This window comes from Runella sp. (genome assembly GCF_027484545.1).
Classification (GTDB): Bacteria; Bacteroidota; Bacteroidia; order Cytophagales; family Spirosomataceae; genus Runella.
In genome coordinates this window covers 1-17,955 of the sequence record NZ_JAIXST010000164.1, presented here as the reverse complement: position 1 = coordinate 17,955, position 17,955 = coordinate 1, and the positions used below count along the sequence as shown (strand labels likewise).

The 17,955-nt window shown below is 42.9% G+C and carries 13 protein-coding genes and 1 pseudogene; 6 read left to right on the top strand and 8 right to left on the bottom strand.

The window, feature by feature from the left end:
• Positions 1–54: 54 nt before the first annotated feature.
• The 3 genes from Q0081_RS15480 (at position 55) to Q0081_RS15470 (ending at position 4,427) form a co-directional block, all read left to right on the top strand.
• Entirely contained in the window at positions 55–2,886 is a 2,832-nt protein-coding gene (locus Q0081_RS15480) for a TonB-dependent receptor domain-containing protein (RefSeq protein WP_298355034.1), read from the top strand.
• A 77-nt stretch (positions 2,887–2,963) separates the two neighbouring features.
• The gene (locus Q0081_RS15475; protein WP_298355032.1) at positions 2,964–3,860 is read left to right on the top strand and encodes an NAD(P)-dependent oxidoreductase; all 897 of its coding nucleotides are present in this window, start codon (positions 2,964–2,966) and stop codon (positions 3,858–3,860) included.
• A 15-nt stretch (positions 3,861–3,875) separates the two neighbouring features.
• Positions 3,876–4,427 carry a PepSY domain-containing protein gene (locus Q0081_RS15470; RefSeq protein WP_298355030.1) on the top strand — a complete coding sequence of 184 codons (552 nt, stop codon included), beginning with the start codon at positions 3,876–3,878 and terminating at the stop codon, positions 4,425–4,427.
• 70 nt (positions 4,428–4,497) lie between these two features.
• On the opposite strand, the gene Q0081_RS15465 is transcribed toward Q0081_RS15470, so the two are convergent.
• The 6 genes from Q0081_RS15465 to Q0081_RS15440 form a co-directional block, all read right to left on the bottom strand.
• The gene (locus Q0081_RS15465; RefSeq protein WP_298355028.1) at positions 4,498–5,949 is read right to left on the bottom strand and encodes an MBOAT family protein; all 1,452 of its coding nucleotides are present in this window, start codon (positions 5,947–5,949) and stop codon (positions 4,498–4,500) included.
• Positions 5,950–5,959: 10 nt separating this feature from the next.
• A complete protein-coding gene (locus tag Q0081_RS15460) occupies positions 5,960–6,982 on the bottom strand; it encodes a glycosyltransferase family 2 protein (RefSeq protein WP_298355026.1) in 1,023 nt (340 codons plus the stop codon).
• 52 nt (positions 6,983–7,034) lie between these two features.
• On the bottom strand, positions 7,035–8,753 hold the full coding sequence (locus Q0081_RS15455; protein WP_298355024.1) for a hypothetical protein: 1,719 nt from the start codon (positions 8,751–8,753) through the stop codon (positions 7,035–7,037).
• A 24-nt stretch (positions 8,754–8,777) separates the two neighbouring features.
• A complete protein-coding gene (locus Q0081_RS15450; RefSeq protein ID WP_298355022.1) occupies positions 8,778–10,406 on the bottom strand; it encodes a hypothetical protein in 1,629 nt (542 codons plus the stop codon).
• On the bottom strand, positions 10,406–11,827 hold the full coding sequence (locus Q0081_RS15445; RefSeq protein WP_298355020.1) for a DUF6056 family protein: 1,422 nt from the start codon (positions 11,825–11,827) through the stop codon (positions 10,406–10,408). The genes Q0081_RS15450 and Q0081_RS15445 overlap by 1 nt, the downstream gene beginning before the upstream one ends.
• Positions 11,828–11,998: 171 nt before the next feature.
• The gene (locus tag Q0081_RS15440; RefSeq protein ID WP_298355018.1) at positions 11,999–12,955 is read right to left on the bottom strand and encodes a glycosyltransferase family 2 protein; all 957 of its coding nucleotides are present in this window, start codon (positions 12,953–12,955) and stop codon (positions 11,999–12,001) included.
• 252 nt (positions 12,956–13,207) lie between these two features.
• Between Q0081_RS15440 and Q0081_RS15435 the strand changes: the two genes are divergently transcribed.
• From Q0081_RS15435 to Q0081_RS15425, 3 genes are all read left to right on the top strand, one after another.
• Positions 13,208–14,152: a 3-oxoacyl-ACP synthase III family protein gene (locus Q0081_RS15435; RefSeq protein WP_298355015.1), complete on the top strand. Its 945-nt coding sequence runs from the start codon at positions 13,208–13,210 to the stop codon at positions 14,150–14,152.
• Between the two features lie 27 nt (positions 14,153–14,179).
• Positions 14,180–15,085 (top strand): LysR family transcriptional regulator, encoded by a 906-nt coding sequence (locus tag Q0081_RS15430; RefSeq protein ID WP_298355013.1) that lies wholly within the window; start codon positions 14,180–14,182, stop codon positions 15,083–15,085.
• Between the two features lie 67 nt (positions 15,086–15,152).
• Positions 15,153–16,355: a threonine synthase gene (locus tag Q0081_RS15425; RefSeq protein ID WP_298355011.1), complete on the top strand. Its 1,203-nt coding sequence runs from the start codon at positions 15,153–15,155 to the stop codon at positions 16,353–16,355.
• A gap of 82 nt (positions 16,356–16,437) precedes the next feature.
• Here Q0081_RS15425 and Q0081_RS15420 read toward each other — a convergent pair.
• Positions 16,438–16,968 (bottom strand): annotated as a pseudogene (locus Q0081_RS15420) (transposase); the annotation flags it as partial.
• Between the two features lie 95 nt (positions 16,969–17,063).
• Positions 17,064–17,603, bottom strand: a complete 540-nt coding sequence (locus Q0081_RS15415; RefSeq protein WP_298355009.1) for an IS630 family transposase — start codon at positions 17,601–17,603, stop codon at positions 17,064–17,066.
• Positions 17,604–17,955: the final 352 nt, after the last annotated feature.

Below are 17,955 nucleotides of genomic sequence, written 5' to 3'. Positions count from 1 at the left end.
CCATAGGCTAAACTTTGTGCTATTTTATTCTTCTAACGAGAAAAACCGTACACCATGAAATCTATATACCACTATTTTTTATTTTTACCTCTTTTCTTTGCAGGCCACCTCTTTGCCCAAAACGTAGCGGTAAAAGGCCGCCTTGTGGATGCCAATGACCAATCAGCTTTGATTGGAGCCAATGTACTATTGATCAATAGTGCTGATTCTACCATACGGTATGGGGTTGTGGCGGATACGTTGGGTGCTTTTACCTTTAAAAATATTCCTACTGCCGGTTACCGTTTGATTGCTTCATTTGTAGGTTACATTTCTTACGACCAACGAATCAACCTGCGTCGTATGAACCCGGATTTGGGAAAGATACAACTGAAACCCGATGCCCAACTGTTGAAAGATGTCATCGTAAAAGGAGTTGCCGACCGGGTTGAACAAAAAGGGGATACTGTTATTTATAATGCCAGCGCATTTAAGGTCAATAAGGATGCCAATGCTCAGGACTTGCTGGAAAAAATGCCCAACATTACCATCGAGAACGGGCAGGTAAAAGCGCAGGGCGAGGCCGTAAAAAAAGTAACCGTGGACGGGCGTGATTTTTTTGGAGACGATGCTTCCCTGGCTCTCAAAAATCTGCCTGCTGAGGTAATTGATAAAATTCAGGTTTTTGACCGCCTGAGCGACCAATCACAATTTACGGGTTTTGACGATGGACAAACCACCAAAACCATCAATATCGTGACGCGCTCCGACCGAAACAACGGGCAATTCGGAAAAGCATATGCTGGTTATGGAACTGACGACCGCTATATGGCGGGAGGAAGCACCAATTATTTCAAGAAAAACACCCGCATTTCAGTCATAGGAATGACCAATAACATCAACCAACAAAACTTTGGTAGTGAAGATTTGCTTGGCGTATTGGGGACATCAGGCGGAGGCCCGGGTGGCGGTCGTACGGGAGGTGCTGGCGCTGCAGGTGGAAATCGCGGTGGCGGCGGAGGAGGTGGAAACTTTGGTGGGGGCGGAAGCAGCGATAATTTTCTGACAGGACAACAAGGCGGTATCAACAAAACCAACGCGATAGGTCTTAATTATTCCGATAACTGGGGTAAAAAATGGAAAGTAAGCGGGAGTTATTTCTTTAATCAAGGTAACAACAATAATACCAGTGAGTTAGCCAGAACGTATTATACGACGCAGGGGCCCGGGCAGCTTTACAATGAAGACTTCTTTTCTTCAAACAATAATAAAAATCACCGCTTCAACGCCCGCCTTGAATATACCATCAATACTAAAAACTCAATCATTATTACTCCGCGTTTGAGTTTGCAGGACAATACGGCCTACAGCACCTTGTTGGGTAGAAATAGCTTGAGTACCAGACCCATCAACCAAACGCAGACGAATAAACAATCGTTGAATAATGGCAATACATTGGGAAATACCATCTTATGGCGTCACCGTTTCGGTAAAATCGGACGTACACTTTCGGTTGGTTTGACTACTTCGTCCAACGACCGTACGGGAGAATCTTCGTTGAGATCCATCAATAATTACTATGGTCGTAAGACGTCTGATTCGTTGCAGATAACCGACCAGAAAACGGATACCAAGGCGAATGGATACACGATTTCGAGCAACATTTCATTTACCGAAAACATCGGCCGAACAGGGCAGTTGCAGCTAAATTATACGCCGTCTTACACTAAAAATTATTCGGATAAAAATACGTATAATTTCAACCAAAGCACCAGTGAGTACAGCACGCCGGATTTGCGACTTTCCAACGAGTTTGACAACACCTACATTACCAACCGATTGGGAGGCAGTTATCGTCTTCGTATCAAGAAAACAATGGTTACGGGAGAGCTTAACTACCAAAATGCGCAGTTGAGCGGAAAACAGAATTATCCGCTGCAATTTGAAATCAATCGCAGTTTCAATAATTTCCTGCCTTCAGCGATGTTGATGTATCGTGGAACCGACGGACGCAGCTTACGTATCAATTACCGTACTTCGACCAATGCACCTTCCATCAGCCAGTTACAAAACGTAGTGGACAATTCCAATCCCTTATTATTGAAAACAGGCAATCCTAATTTAAAGCAGGAATATAACCACAATATGTCTTTTCGTTACGGGGTAACCAATGCCAAAACAGCACGCAGTTTCTTTTTTAATGTGAATGGCTCGTTTACTCAAAATAACATCAGTAATACCACTTACATTGCTACCAAAGATACCACTGTCGCAGGTTTTCCACTTAGAATCGGGTCGCAGTTCAGTCAGCCTGTCAACGTAAACGGTAACTGGAATATCAGCTCGTTTATCACGTACGGTTTACCTTTCACTGCCATCAAAAGCAATTTGAATTTTAACTTGGGAACAGGTTATACACGTACGATTGGATTGATTAATAACGCTCAAAATACATCTAATACCCATTCCATCACGGGTGGGCTGGTACTGAGCAGCAATATCAGTGAGCGTCTTGACTTCACGTTGTCGGTCAACGGAAATTATAATACAGTGACAAATTCGTTACAACCCGCTTCCAACTCAACGTATTATTATCAGAACAGCAATTTTAAACTGAATTATGTGACTAAAAGCGGGTTCTTTATTAATACCAACCTTAACCATACGTTCTATACCGGTTTAGGGCAGGATTTCAATCTTAACTTTACCCTTTGGAACGCTGCTGTCGGTTACAAATTCCTTAAAAATAAGGCAGGAGAGCTCAAATTGAGTACTTTTGACGTGTTAGGACAGAATAACAGCATTAGTCGTACGGTTACAGCAACCTACATTGAAGATCTTCAAACAAGGGTATTGCAGCGTTATTACATGATGACGTTTACCTATACGCTTCGTAATTTTCGTTAGTGTATAAAATAGGCCACATAGTTTTTAATCCTTTTTTAATGTTAGGGATATGACTGTGTGGCTTTATATTTGTGGCTATGAAAACAATTTTGATTACAGGCTCCAATGGCTTATTGGGGCAAAAATTGGTGGAATTACTTATCCAACAGTCAACCATTAAAGTAATTGCCACCGCCCGAGGCGAAAATCGTTTGCCTTTTACGGAAGGATATGATTATTATTCTATGGACATTACTAAGCAAGATGAGGTAGTGTCTGTGATTGAAAAAACGCTTCCCGATGCCATTATTCACGGTGCGGCCATGACCAACGTGGACCAATGCGAATCGGAAAAAGAGGCTTGTTGGTCACAAAATGTTACGGCCGTTGAATACATCGCAGAGGTATGTCGTAAACACGATATTTTTCTTTGCCACGTTTCTACTGACTTTATTTTCGACGGTGCTGCGGGTCCTTATACCGAAGAAGGCGAAGCCAATCCATTGAGTTTTTACGGTTGGAGTAAGTACGCTGCTGAAAAATTGGTGCAGCACTCGGGTTTACGTTGGGCCATTGCTCGTACGGTGTTAGTGTATGGAATAGCTTACGACATGTCGCGGTCTAATATCATTCTTTGGGTCAAAAAATCACTGGAAGATGGCAAAAATATCAAAGTTGTCACGGACCAATGGCGCACTCCTACCTTGGCAGAAGACTTAGCCATGGGCTGTTATTTGATTGCCAATCAGGAAGCGGAAGGGATATTTAATATTTCAGGTAAAGACCTCTTAACGCCCTACGAAATGGCGATAATGACGGCCGACTATTTTGAATTGGACAAAAGCCTGATTGCTCAAGCCGATTCTTCAACTTTCTCTCAACCAGCCAAACGTCCTGCCCGTACGGGCTTTGTATTAGATAAAGCTCGCTCAATTTTAGGCTACGAACCACGAAGTTTTACGGAAGGAATTGCGATATTAGCGGGACAATTGTAACCTTTCGCTATTATTTTGAAACCAAAATCTTCTAACCTCGCTGTCAGTACCCGTTTATACCGCAAACTCCACAAATGGGTAGCGATTCCGTTGTTGTTATTTTTTCTACTGATTGGCGTTACGGGATTGCTGCTGGGCTGGAAAAAGCAAATCGGATTATTGCCTTCCACTAAAAAGGGAGAATTGGCTCCTTCCGCCCAATGGATAAGCCTTGACAGTATTCAGCACATTGCGCAGGACTATGCGCAAACCAAAGGAGAATCGCCCGAAATAGATCGAATTGACGTTCGACCGCAGAAAGGAGTGGCAAAAATTGTGTTTGTAAACCACTTTACAGAGCTGCAAATTGATTGCACAAACGGAAAAATCGTATCGGAATCAAGGCGAAATTCGGATATTATTGAAAAAGTCCACGACGGCTCCATCATAGATTTTCTGGTCAAAACCGAAAATGACCCCATCAAACTCGTTTATACTTCTCTCTTAGGTATTGGGCTTATTCTGCTGACAATCAGCGGTTCATTTCTTTGGTATAATCCGATCAGGATGCGGAAGTCGAAAATTTAAGACTTCTCGCGAAGAGTTTTTCCTCTGCTCCCTAGCGTCTTTGCGCGGTCCGCCGCAGCGGTGAGTATTATTAAAACTGAAAATAAATAAACTGATTGGAATCAAAAACTCCGAAGAAGTAACTTACAATAGAAAGAGCGATCAATAAGACCCAAAAAGTGGAATTCTTACGCGTAGGAATGTGTAAAACGAAATGCTCTTTCATCAATAAAATTCCAATCAGCGCCACACAAAACCACATTTCGACGCCATTGAGCGCCGACTGAATAGGCTCCGAGAGTGACAAATGAGCCATTTTATTCAGAATCAAAAAAGAACTTCTGACTTCTTCGCCTACGGTAAGTTTAGGGTTGTCGCCTACGGCAAAAAATACCCACGTCAGCATTACCAATAAAAATGTAATAACCACTTGTAGATAACCGTACCAGGCGTTTTGGGGAAGAGTAATGTTCCAACGTTTTAAGTATTTGTCTCTGACGGAAGCTGCTACCAGATAAAGACCGTGTAATCCGCCCCAGATGATAAAATTCCAACTTGCCCCGTGCCAGAGCCCACTCACCAAAAATACGGTCATCCGGTTGAAATACGCACGACTTTCACTGACTCGGTTGCCTCCGAGGGGAATGTACAAATAATCCCGAAACCAAGTGGAAAGTGAAATGTGCCAGCGTCCCCAAAATTCAGAAATGGATTTGGAAAAATAAGGCGTACGGAAGTTTTCCATCAACTTGAAACCCATCACTTGAGCCGCGCCCAGGGCAATATCGGAGTAACCTGAAAAATCACAATAAATTCGGAACGTGTAGAAAAAGGTAGCGATCAGCAGCGTCAACCCGTTGTGATGCTGCGGATCCATGTAAGCTGGCCCTGCCATGAGTGCGAGACGGTCGGCCACGACGGCTTTTTTGAAAAAACCGAATGCCATTCGCATCAAACCTGCCTTCACGTTTTCCCAATCATACGGATGATTCTCGTGAAATTGGTGCAGTACGTTTTGTGGGCGCTCAATCGGCCCTGCCACCAACTGCGGATAAAACATCACGTACAAAGCATAAACACCAAAATGACGCTCGGCTTTTTGGTTGCCGCGATACACTTCGATGGTGTAACTCATGGCCTGAAAGGTATGAAACGACAGGCCAATAGGAAAAACAAATTCAGTATAAAGGCTTCTCAGGCTGGAAAGAGTCCATCCTAAATTCAATTTCCAACTGACTGAATTAAAGTTTTCAACGAAGAAATCATAGTATTTGAAGACCGCCAATATCCCTACGTTGGTAATGATACTCAGTACCAAAAGCCATTTTCGGCGCGCTCCGGAAGCTGAAGCAATCCAAATCCCCGCGAAGTAATCAATGACAATGGTTCCAAACAGAATCAGAATGTAAATCGGTTTGAAAACCATGTAAAAATAACAACTTGCCAACAGCAGCAACAGCCAACGCATATTCCAACGCAAGCTGTAGTAGGCAAGGGTAACGACGATAAAAAATAGTAAAAATTGGACTGAATTGAATAGCATTTAATTGACGTTAACCGTTATCCGTTAGCCGTTGAGTGGTAGTGGAGGACATCGTTTGAGGTGGAACCTTGCCTACTGTAAACTGTGAACTGTAAACTGTGGACTCAATAATCTCCTCTTTCACCACATACAACGGACGGCCTTTGGACTGAAAAAAGATGCGTAAAACGTATTCGCCGATGATGCCCAGCGACATGAGCTGTACACCGCTGAACAGAATAATGACGAAAAGTAAGGCCGTAAAACCTTCGATAATTCCCGCAAAAAACAGTTTTTTGACAATGACAATCACGAAATAAATCAGCGCGATACCAATCGCTACCCCACCGGCCCGCGTCATGAATTTGATGGGAAATTCGCTGAAATTGAAAATTCCGTTGTAGGCCAACCCAAACAGTTGTTTGAACGAATATTTTGATTCTCCCGCTACGCGTTCACTGCGCTCGTACTCAAAGCCAGTCTGTTTAAAACCCACCCAAGAGCGCATTCCGCGCAGGAATCGGCTTTCTTCGGGCATCTGATTCAACACATCGGCTACGCGACGGCTGATAAGTGCAAAGTCGCCGCTGTCAAGCGGAATATCCACGTATGAAATGGATTTCAGCAAACGATAAAAAAGGAAATAACCCGTTTTTTTGATGAAATTTTCCTTGCGCTTTCGTCTCACGGCATACACCACATCGTAGCCTTCCTGCATTTTTTGATAAAAATCGGGCAATAATTCGGGAGGGTCCTGCAAATCACCGTCAATAATAAATAAGGCTTCGGTGGCTCTTGCGGCTGCTAATCCTGCCGTTAATGCCAATTGATGCCCGTGGTTGCGCGACAGGAATACGCAATGATAACGAGGATCCGTCAGCGCGATTTGACGCATCTGTAAGGCTGTAGTATCGCGGCTGCCGTCATCTACTAATACCACCTCAATCGGTAACGGAAGGCTATCCATGAGTTGAGTCAGCCGTTGTACCAAGTGCGGAAACGACTCAGATTCGTTATAAAGCGGCGCGACTATGGAGATTTGGGGAGAAGGCAAGGTATGAATGTTAAATTTTATGACAAAAGTAGGTAAATGAACTAAAAAAACGCTAATTAATCGTTACGCTTTGCTCTGTTTTCAATAAGTGGTTGCCCGTTTTTTGCACTGTCCAAACACCGATTTGATAGGTTTCGTTGTATAAAACACCTTTGGGACAATAGACTTGAAATCCTTTTTGAGGATTATCGAATGCCTGATTGGGGGCCGACGAAAACAAATGAAAATGACGGGGTGAGGTCAGCGTAATAAAGAGACCGACCTCTTTTCCGTTGTTGTATTCAACCGTTTCGTTGCTGATAATGACCGTGTTCGCTTGGTTATTAATGCTTACGGTTGTTGTTGGGAGTTGCAATGTACGGTTACGCATCATTTTTTCAATGTCTTTTTCCTGTGGGTCAAGCAAAGGGGAGGGGAATTTATAAAAGCCTTTCTGCTCAGCACTATCCAACGTCGTTACAATAAATTTGGCAAAAGCGGAATTCTTTTCGGCACCCAATCCCACGTCGTTGCGTTGTTGATTGAAGGCAAAAGCCAATCGCTGTTTGCGGTCCTGCTGTACCTGTGGAATAAAATGCCAATACGAAGAACCCCAGGAGAGCAAAGCGGCCCCGGTAAAGAGCGCAATCCCGACTTTTTGCCAAGTAGGAGCAAGGATTTGCAAAATTAAAAGAACAGTCAGTGCCATGAGTGTTCCCGGATAAATCTTGTAGGTAGTCCAAAGTACCAATTGATAGTCAAAACGCGTGCGGAAAAATACTACTAACGCACTGTTAATCAGCAAATAGATAAAGCATCCCACCCAAAACGCTCCCCAACGCGGTTCTATAGTTTGAAAATAGGGAATGCGCAGGTAAAATTTTGTAAGTCGAGATGGAAATAGACCACGCCAACGTGCTGAAATATTGACAATTCCGAGTGTATAGAAAAGGAAAAAACCAACAATAAACAGTCCTCCAAACAGGGGAAGCAACATTCGTTTTTCAAAAGTAATTCGAGGAAACCAATCTAAAATACCTCCTACAAAGGCAAAGAAACCGATAATGACTTTGAACGGGTGTTGAAAGAAATACAGAAATCCTTCGTCGTTGCCTTGGACAAAGGCATAACCTGAGAAGTAACCCACAATGGCTAAAACGCCAACAATCACCCAAGTAAGTAACCGAGACCAGTGGCCTAAATAGAGCAGAAGAAGAGCACCCGTTGGCCAAGCCATCAAGCCATTTCCCATGCTGAACGTACCTAAGATGGCCACCAAAATAGCTACTCCAAAACTGAAACGGGAAGGTTTGATCAATAAATACAGACTCAAAAACACTTCGCAGATAATCAACTGATACTGAAGCGACATGATCGTCATGAACGTCATGCTGTAAAATTGTAAGTTGAAAATAAAAAATGCTGCGGGGATGAGGTGGAGAAGTTGACCTCCATTTTTCAGATAAACCCTTCCTAAAAGCGAAAAAATACCCAATACAGTCAGATTTCCTACCAATGTCAACGCCCGAAAATTGATTTCATTTGTCAACAAATAATTGAGATAGACGATAAGTCGTGCGCTCAAGACGCGGTGTTCGTTGTTGGGGCGAAGAAAAGCCTCGGCGCGGTCATACCAAGTGGGCGCGTCGAGTAGACGGGAAAGAAAAAAGGGAATGTTTTCAATGTCGTCAAACCACGGGATATTAGTGCTATAAGCTACGCTAAAGCCGTAAAAAACGACAATAGGAAGCAAGAGAAGCGCAAAAACAATATTTTTTTTTATTGAAACCAATTTACTGTTTACAGTTAGATTTTTCTATTGCCATTCAATGACCTGAGAAACAGTCGCTTTGGACTGACCGTATTTTAAGTAAACAAAACCAAGATTGTAGGAGCCCGGAATAACCGCTGCGTTAAGAATCAGAACCGAGCTGCCTTTATCGTATTGACGCAACCAATTGCGGCCTTTATAAGAAATGGGTTCCAGCCTAAACAAATAAGTGCGTTGGGCGGATTGTAAAAATGCGTACAAAGATGCGTCAAAACCGGCATTGAATGAATAAGTATCAGTATAAATAGACAACCCTTCTTTCTGTTTTGTAACGATGGGTTTGATTTGCAGACTGCGGTCTGATTGTATAGACAGTAATGCGGGTGCCAAGTGAGTAGGGTAGTGATATACTCCATTTTTGACGTGGTACTGCATCAACGTATCCACATAAAATGCAGCGGGAGAATTGGGCGTAAGACCCAGTCCAAAGCCGTTATGTTGCTGGTTGTAAGCAAAAGCAAGCAGGGTCTTACGTCGCTCGCTGATGGTAGGCCAATAATGGAAGAAACTCAGCGCCCAAACGCCGATACTCAATCCCAGTGCGGCATTTAACCATTGCTTTTTTGGCGACAAAAGCCCTAAATAAAACCCGTAACTGACCATCATCAACAGCGCGGGATATATTTTGTAGTTGCTGACCAACATCACAAAATACCCAAACCGAGGCCGCAAAAAAGCAATAATGGTGGCGTTGGCGAGTAAATACGTAGCTACTCCAGTGAGAAAAAGCAACAGCGTATTTTGGGTGAGCGCCCGTTTTTGGTACATTTTCCATAAACGGATAAAGACAACAACGAGCCAACTGGTCATTAACATTCCAAAGATCGTTGGAAGGATGGAGCGCTCGAATGTGCTGCGGTCGGGGAAGAAGTCGAAAAGGCCGCCGGTAAAAGTAAAAAAGCCAAAAAAGGTTTCGTGAGGATGTTGCAGAAAATACCCGAAACTGGACTCATTGTTAAGGGTTTGCATTCCGTAGAAATACAGAAATACGGCGATTAATCCCGCGGTCATCCAAATTCCTAATGAACGATAATTTCCTTGCAGAAATAATATCACAAACCCTGCGGGCCATACAAAAATACCGTTGCTCATGGCAAAATTGGCGCAAAGCCCCGCCAAAATGGCCCACGTAAACTGCCGTTGTGCCAACAGATACGATGTCAGACAAACAAAGAAGATTACGGGCTGGTGTTGCAAACTCGTAATGGCCCAAAGCGTTGTCATGTGGTATTGCAACTGAAACAACAAAAAAGGAAAAGGCGGCAAATAAAGCCATGGAATATTGTTTTGATGAAATATTCTAATGAAAATGGCGAAACTTCCCAAGGTAAAACAGATGCCTGCCCAATGTAAAAACGTAAAATTCAACTCGCCAAATAACCAATAACAGCTTAATGCTGCGAGCTTCCCGAAAACCATCCGGTGCTCATTGTTGGGCTTGAAGAGTAATTTGATGTAGGTAGAAAAATCGCTGGTTTTTTGCCATTCACGCAGAAAATCTGGAAACGGATCAAAATCGTCGAACCACGGTACATTGAGTGAATAACGCGCTACAATCAGTAAAAATAGACCGATGGGCAAAGAAGCAATAAGCCAAAAAGTGATCCGACGCATTAAGGATTTGTTTTAAGTACAACTGCTTTCTTACCAAAATACCCTCCCATGCACTTGCTCCACCAGTGTTTTGGGTCCACATTGGCATCGTCCATAAACAAGGATTGAGGTTTTGCCTTTAAAGGTGCGACATAGACAGTATCGCCCGGTGTTTTTTCAATGTAGGCATAGCGTTCTTTCAGTTCTATATCGTAGGCGGCCGCTCTTCCGCGCAGCCAATCGCCATAGACCATTCTTAAATTTTGGCTAAACAGAGCGCTCACTAAAATCAGCATTGCCAATACTGCTTTAATGGAAGGAGGCAAGTACCATTTTTGTGCTCCCAGCCACTTCTTTTGATGCATCAACTGAACCAAAACAGCCACGTTGTAAAACCAACCCACTAAGAAATACAAATACACCGAATTAATGACGCGGGGAGCAGGCTCAATCCCGATTCCGTAATAAGAAGGAAAAATTTGGCCAAAAAGCACTCCTAAATAGGCCAAAGCGGAGGCCCAAATCGGTACGGAAAAATAACGGCTACGGGTTCCTTCCGCCTCAATCAGTTTAGGTAGAACCGCAATCCATAGAATGGTGAATACCAGCAAAGGCGTACGAAATACCCAGTCAAATCCCAATTTTACCAACAATTTGAGCGATTGGAGGGTTGAAAGTGTAAAATTCCGCCCTTCCGGATTACCTCCCAAACGTTGTGCATTGCCAGGAGACGTAAAGAAAATATAACAGGATAAGGCCGCAACACCCACTAAAAAAACCGAAAACCAATCCCATTTTCGATGAATAACCAGTTGATAACCAAACCAGCCCGCCACTAAAAGGACCATGATGGTGAGGTTGGTTTCGCTGCAACCAATGACCGCAAACACCAAAAAACCTGCCCAAATCGCCGTTAGCTTTTGAAGGTTTCCGTTGGGTAGTTTGTACCAACGAATCATGACGACCAGCCAATACAGGGTCAATACATTAGGAAAAGTATAGGTTACAAAAGCTGCCATCCAATAAAATGCCTCTACCACGCTTATGATTTTGAGAACAAACAGAAAAAGAATTCCTCCCGTTAAACCCACGATTCCCAATCGATTCCACTTAGGAAGCAACTCCCGTATTAATAAATAAAAACTGCTTGCTACGCCCGAAATCAATAAAAACGAAAGTAGTTTGAAACCTCCTGCCCACTTGACAATCAATGGGTTGGAGTGATTAAGCAAAATGCCGAAGTAACGTCCCGTCCAACCCGTATAGTAGTAATTCATAGCTTCAAAATAGCCGTACTTAAACACCGTATCTATATAACAGTAGTCATCTACAGGAGAAGGATGATTGTAAAATGCCAATGCCAACAACGGTACTAATCCTACCGTTAGTAATCCAACGTTGAACAGGTCTTGGAATATAGGTTTTTGTAAGGTTTTCAGCATTAATGCCAATGGTGATTTAGTGAATGGTGAATGGTGAATGAGTGAATTAAAATTACCACTTTTCCATCTCTTTCACTTTTTATATCTGTTAACTGCTATATTCTTAATCATCAACTTACTTCTGATCTTTGACTTCTGTTTTCTCACTACTGACCACTATAAACTGCCTCCTCACTCCTCACTCCTGACTACTGATTCAATAATATACCTTGGTCTTCCTTTTACTTCTTCATAAATCTTGCCTACGTATTCGCCAATGAGCCCGATGGCAATCATGTTGGCACCGCTGAAAAAGGTCATGGGAAGTACGATTGAGGTCCAGCCCGCTACAGTATTGCCAAACAAATAGGAAACACCGATGTAAACTCCAATAAAAATAGCAATCAGAAAGTTGAGGACACCAAAGTAAAGCACTAATCGCATGGGAAACGTACTGAACGAAGTCACACCGTCCCAGGCAAAAAGCAACATTTTTTTGAGCGGGTATTTGGTTTCACCCGCTTCGCGCTCAAAACGTTTGTAAAATACTTTTTCGGAACGAAACCCAATCAGTGGAATAATGCCGCGCAAAAAGAGATTCACTTCTTTGAAATTGGCAAACTCTTCCAAAATACGTCTGTCCATCAACCTAAAATCTGCGTGGTTGAACACGACAGGTACCCCCATCCAACGCATCATTTTATAGAATGACTCTGCCGTAGTGCGTTTAAACCAGGTATCGCTGGTGCGGTCATCGCGTACGCCATACACAACCATGGCTCCGTTGCGATGTTGTTCAATCATTTGTCCAATGGCTTCTACATCGTCCTGCAAATCGGCGTCAATGGTCACAAAGCAGTCAAAATCAGCAGCATGGTGCATTAACCCCGCCAAAATGGCGCTTTGGTGACCAAAATTGCGGGAGAGCTTTACGCCGATACTTTTAGGGGCTTGTTGGCAAATTTCTTCAATCATTTGCCAAGTTCGGTCGTGGCTTCCATCGTTCACAAAGCATACTCGACTATCCGAAGAAATCATACCTTCCGCTGTCAGGCGGTTACAATATTCCTGAAGAACACGGTGTGTTTTCGTAAGAATTTCTTCTTCGTTATAGCAAGGGACAACAAGTAATAACTTCGTAGGCTGCATTGGCGATGAGTAGACGATGGTCGGTATTGGGCAAAAATACGGTACTTTCCATAACGGAACGTTATTTATTTTACAGATTTTATTTTTCGCACCTTCACTTCTGCATTTATTCGTGAATGAAATTTCGCACTTGTTCTTAGTGAAATTGTACATTCCAATGTCTTTATTGAAAGATTTCAATAATTTGTACCATGATTTCTACGAAATGTTTAACTTTCGGACCTTAAAGTATAGGTTTAAACTAACCACTGTATGTTTCTTCATCAGGTCGGTCACTATTTGCCTGAACAAGTAGTTGATAACGAACATTTTACTAAACTCAACGGCCTTTCCGACGAATGGATTGTGCAGCGCACAGGTATACAACTTCGTCGCAAAGCAGCTTCTGCTGAAAATTCTCATACGATGGGAGTGGAAGCGGTAAAAGCGCTGTTGGATACGATTCAAGTTGATATAAACGAAGTAGATTTAATAGTAGGGGCTACCTACACCGCTTATGATGCCATCGTTACTTTGGGTCATGCCGTTCAACATTATTTAGAAATTCCCGATATTCCGGTGGTGACTATTTCTTCGGCCTGTTCTTCTTTGCTGAATGCGATTGAGGTAGTGGAAGGCTATTTTGCCATGAATAAAGCTACCAAAGCATTGGTCATTACTTCAGAGCACAATACGGGTTACTACAACGAGACCGATACCGTATCGGGCCATTTGTGGGGCGACGGAGCCGCAGCCCTACTTATCTCCAAAGAGCGCATCAGCGAAGGAGATTTGGAAATTCGTGCCTTACTGACGGGCGGAGCAGCCACCAGTGGCAAAGCCACGGAAGCGGTGGTACTGCGTCCCAATGAAAGGGGGGTCATTATGCCTTTCGGGCGGGATGTGTTCATTAATGCCTGTACCTACATGCCTAAAGCGAGTTTGCAAGTACTGGAAAGATGTGGACTGACGGCGGCCGATGTGGACTATGTTTTGCCTCACCAAGCCAATTTGCGCATCAGTATGAATGTCATGAATACGTTGGGCTTATCCGCCGAAAAGCTGATTTCTAATATTCAATACTTAGGCAATACGGGTTGTGCGGGTTGCGCCATTGGGCTTTCCGAAAATTGGTCACGTTTCCAAAAAGGGGAAAAAATTGTGATTACGGTTTTTGGAGGAGGATACTCCTACGGGGCAATGTTGTTGCAAAAATAACGGAGGCTAAGGGCCTGAAAAAAGATTATGCTATCGCTGCACCACGAAGTATTTATGGAAGTGGCTCGGCTAAGGAGTTTTACCAAAGCTGGTCAGGTGCTCTTTTTGAGTCAGTCAGCGATTAGCAAACACATCAAATCGTTGGAATACCGGTATAAGATAGGTTTATTTGAACGGCACGGCAATAGCATCAGCCTTACGCAGGCAGGACATATTTTATACGATAAACTCTTGGAAGCAGCACAGTTGAGAGCTGAGCTGCATCATGAGTTGCAACATATCAACGAAAATTTTCTGCCTCCTACCAAATTGGCCATTGGCTCCAGTACGACCATCAGTTTGTACGTGCTACCCTCCGTGCTGTCGGCTTATCTGCGCGAAAAACCTCATATTCAACTGAGTGTACTCAATCGAAATTCGGATAATATTCAAACGGCTCTGCTGGAGCACGACATAGACGTGGGAATTGTGGAAGGGATTACGCGCGTCAATACCCTGACATATACCCCTTTTACAACCGACGATGTGTTGGCCGTTTGTTCTGGAAACAGTCCATTGCGAGGCCGTATTCTTCCTTTAACGGCATTGTTGGAAATCCCCTTGGCTTTGCGCGAAAATGGCTCCGGCACTCTTGCTGTAGTTGAAGACGAGTTGTTTAAACGGGGAATTAAACAATCGGACTTAAAAGTATTGATTCGCTTGGGAGGCACCGAAGCCCTTAAAAATTTTGTGTTGGCCGATACCTGTTTGGCTTTTATGCCTCGACGCGCCATTGTGAAGGAACTCGCTGCCGGTGACTTGGTGGAAGTGAAAATTGAAGATTTGTTTATTCAGAGGGCTTTTCATTTTATTCAGCGAAAAGGCACTGAGAATAATAGTTTGGTCAACGAATTTATTCGCTTTACCCGGCACTACTATTCCAAAATGGACTAAGTCATCCCAAAACGTCGTTTGTGTTGGTAATGACTTGGGTCTAACTTTCGGAAAAACATCCATTTCCATGAAAGTTGCCCAAGCCTTCTCGCTCTTAAACGGCCTCACCTGTTCCAAATGTGGACAAACTCATTCGCCGTTTGTGGCCCAAACCCTATCTACTTGTTGTCAAATGCCCTTGTTGAGTCAATATGATTTAGGAGTTGGTTTTTCTAAAGAAGAATTGATTTTCAGGGCTCCAACCCTTTGGCGCTATCAAGAACTTTTGCCCGTTTTTGAAGAGAAAAATCAAGTGACATTGGGTGAAGGCTTTACGCCTATTTTAAAATTACATCGTTTGTCATCAGCCCATTCCATTCAAAATCTATTTCTAAAAGACGAAGGCCAAAATCCAACGGGTTCCTTTAAGGCCCGAGGCTTGTGCATGGCTATTTCCAAAGCCAAAGAATTGGGAAAGAGCGCCTGTATCATTCCTACGGCGGGCAATGCGGGCGTAGCCATGGCTGCCTATTGCGCACGGGCAGGACTGGAGGCCGTGGTGGTCATGCCCCGTCATACGCCTGAGGCGTTTAAAGAAGAGTGTATTGGTTATGGCGCTCAGTTGATTTTAATAGACGGCCTCATCAACGACTGCGCTGCCAAAGTTCAGGAAATGAACCGGGATGGCCGTTATTTTGACGTTTCTACCTTGAAAGAACCTTACCGATTGGAAGGCAAAAAAACGATGGGATACGAAATAGCCGAGCAAATGAATTGGCAATTGCCCGATGTGATCATGTACCCTACGGGCGGCGGTACGGGGCTGATTGGCATTTGGAAGGCAGTTAAAGAAATGCAAATATTGGGATGGCTGTCTATGGATCAGGCGTTGCCGCGAATGGTAGCTGTGCAAACCGAAAACTGTGCACCCGTGGTAGATACGTTTTGGGGAAAACAACCCAATAGCAAACAATACGTAGGAAAACCTACGCTGGCCAATGGATTAGCGGTACCTCGACCCATCGGCGAGCCGCTCATGTTGCAGGTATTGCGGGAGTCAGCAGGTACCGCGATTGCCGTGTCAGAAGAAGAGTTGCTGGAGGGCGTCAGCGAAATCTGTCGACATGAAGGGTTGTTTGTTGCTCCTGAAGGAGGTGCAATATGGTCCGCTCACAAAAAACTTTTGAAACAAGGTTGGTTGAAAACAGACGAAAAAGTATTGCTATTGAATACAGGTTCAGGCGATAAATACCTGGATAATATCAAAGGGAAATGGCGTTTTTTTAGTTGATAGATAATCTTGAGGTTGTAGCAAAAGTTGAAATTTGCTGGTGGAGCAGCTGTAAAAACAGGTTCATCCATAACTTAGGTGATTATAAAAACTGACACTGGATTTTGAGTTTAAAATTATCAAAATTTCTAAACCCAAATCCATTCCTTTTTATAGCTTTAATAACGTTGTTTACGCCTTCAACGATACCATTTGAGACGCGGTGGGTAAAGAAGTAAAGGATGCTTTCAAAGTGTCTTTCCAGGGTATTGATGAAGTTATCTAATAGATTATGTTTTAAGCTTTTAGCTTGCAGTATCCATTGTTCGACTATTTTTCGGGCTTGTTGCTTGGAGTAATCCGACTCGAAAATGTTTCTGAGTTCGTTTTTAGTGAAGTACAATTGCTGTAGCATCTTTGCTTTTCGGAAAGCTCTTAAAAGCGTTCTTTTTTGTTTGTCATTAAGGCTTTCCCATGGCTTAAACAACAACCATTTAATGGCTTTATAATTGTCATCATTTTTGAATTCATGCCGTAATTTTTTACGTTCTTTATCCAAAACATGAGTCAATAATTTAAAAACATGGAAACGGTCGGCCACAATAGCTGCGTTTGGAAAAACGGCTTTGGCAGTAGCTAAAAAACCGTCCTACAGGTCACAACTGAAAACCTCTATTTTTAAGCAAAAATCACTACCCCTTGCTCTAAAATAGGCAATAAGTACAGTGTTTAATTAGTTTTTTTATATTTTATATTGATAGGATTAACCTGCTTATAATGTTTATTTAAATTTTGGCGGGCAGATTCGCAAGAGAATTGCCAGTTAATGATAATTTTTTTATCTATTCGTTCTTTGAAATAGCACATCACTTGTTTTGAAAGTTCGTTTATTGAGGCAATTCTTCTGTTGAGGCATTGCCTCAATAAAGCTGAAAATTCTATTTCTATGATATTAAGCCACGATGCTGGCTTTGGGGTATAGACAAATTCAAACCTATTGGCCAGTTTTTCGGCATTTTCGGCCTCTAATATCTCATAAAAAGCATTTGGTGTATGAGTATTGAGATTGTCTAAAACGACTATTATTTTATCTGCATTAGGGTAGTTTTGAGCTAAGTTTTTCATAAACCATGTGAATTGTTGCTTGGTTCTTTGTCTGCGAACATGAGCCAATCTTTGACCTGTTTTAGGCTCAATCGCCGCCAAAATACTACAGGAACCATGTTTGCTGTAGGCATAATGCTCTTTTTTAGGACTATTGGGCTTCATCTCAAGTACCTGTACAACATTGCCAATTAGAAAACACGGACCAGGTCTGAGTGGATTATAAGGTAATAAGTATAACCTCAATATTACCTCCATTCTAAATGAAAATTCAGAGCTCAATGCCCTAATACACCGCAGCGGCGGACCGTCATTGGCGTTTCTTATGGGGTTGTAACTCGTTTTTTTAAAATTAACCCCTAACTCCGCTTGATAATTACGTAAAGAGGAAAAAACCATAGCCAGAACGTGCAATATTGGTTTTTGTGTAATTAATTTATATTACGTAAATACGTATCACATTATGAATAAAACATCACCTCACCCCGAGTGGGCTACCAAATTCCGAAAACCTGGT

Bases quoted from the DNA above. Each gene is read 5' to 3' on its own strand.
- Q0081_RS15475 (WP_298355032.1), top strand. From the start codon at position 2,964: ATGAAAACAATTTTGATTACAGGCTCCAATGGCTTATTGGGGCAAAAA.
- Q0081_RS15450 (WP_298355022.1), bottom strand. From the start codon at position 10,406: ATGCGTCGGATCACTTTTTGGCTTATTGCTTCTTTGCCCATCGGTCTA.
- Q0081_RS15465 (WP_298355028.1), bottom strand. From the start codon at position 5,949: ATGCTATTCAATTCAGTCCAATTTTTACTATTTTTTATCGTCGTTACC.
- Q0081_RS15445 (WP_298355020.1), bottom strand. From the start codon at position 11,827: ATGCTGAAAACCTTACAAAAACCTATATTCCAAGACCTGTTCAACGTT.
- Q0081_RS15440 (WP_298355018.1), bottom strand. From the start codon at position 12,955: ATGCAGCCTACGAAGTTATTACTTGTTGTCCCTTGCTATAACGAAGAA.
- Q0081_RS15415 (WP_298355009.1), bottom strand. From the start codon at position 17,603: ATGAAGCCCAATAGTCCTAAAAAAGAGCATTATGCCTACAGCAAACAT.
- Q0081_RS15430 (WP_298355013.1), top strand. From the start codon at position 14,180: ATGCTATCGCTGCACCACGAAGTATTTATGGAAGTGGCTCGGCTAAGG.
- Q0081_RS15480 (WP_298355034.1), top strand. From the start codon at position 55: ATGAAATCTATATACCACTATTTTTTATTTTTACCTCTTTTCTTTGCA.
- Q0081_RS15435 (WP_298355015.1), top strand. From the start codon at position 13,208: ATGTTTCTTCATCAGGTCGGTCACTATTTGCCTGAACAAGTAGTTGAT.
- Q0081_RS15425 (WP_298355011.1), top strand. From the start codon at position 15,153: ATGAAAGTTGCCCAAGCCTTCTCGCTCTTAAACGGCCTCACCTGTTCC.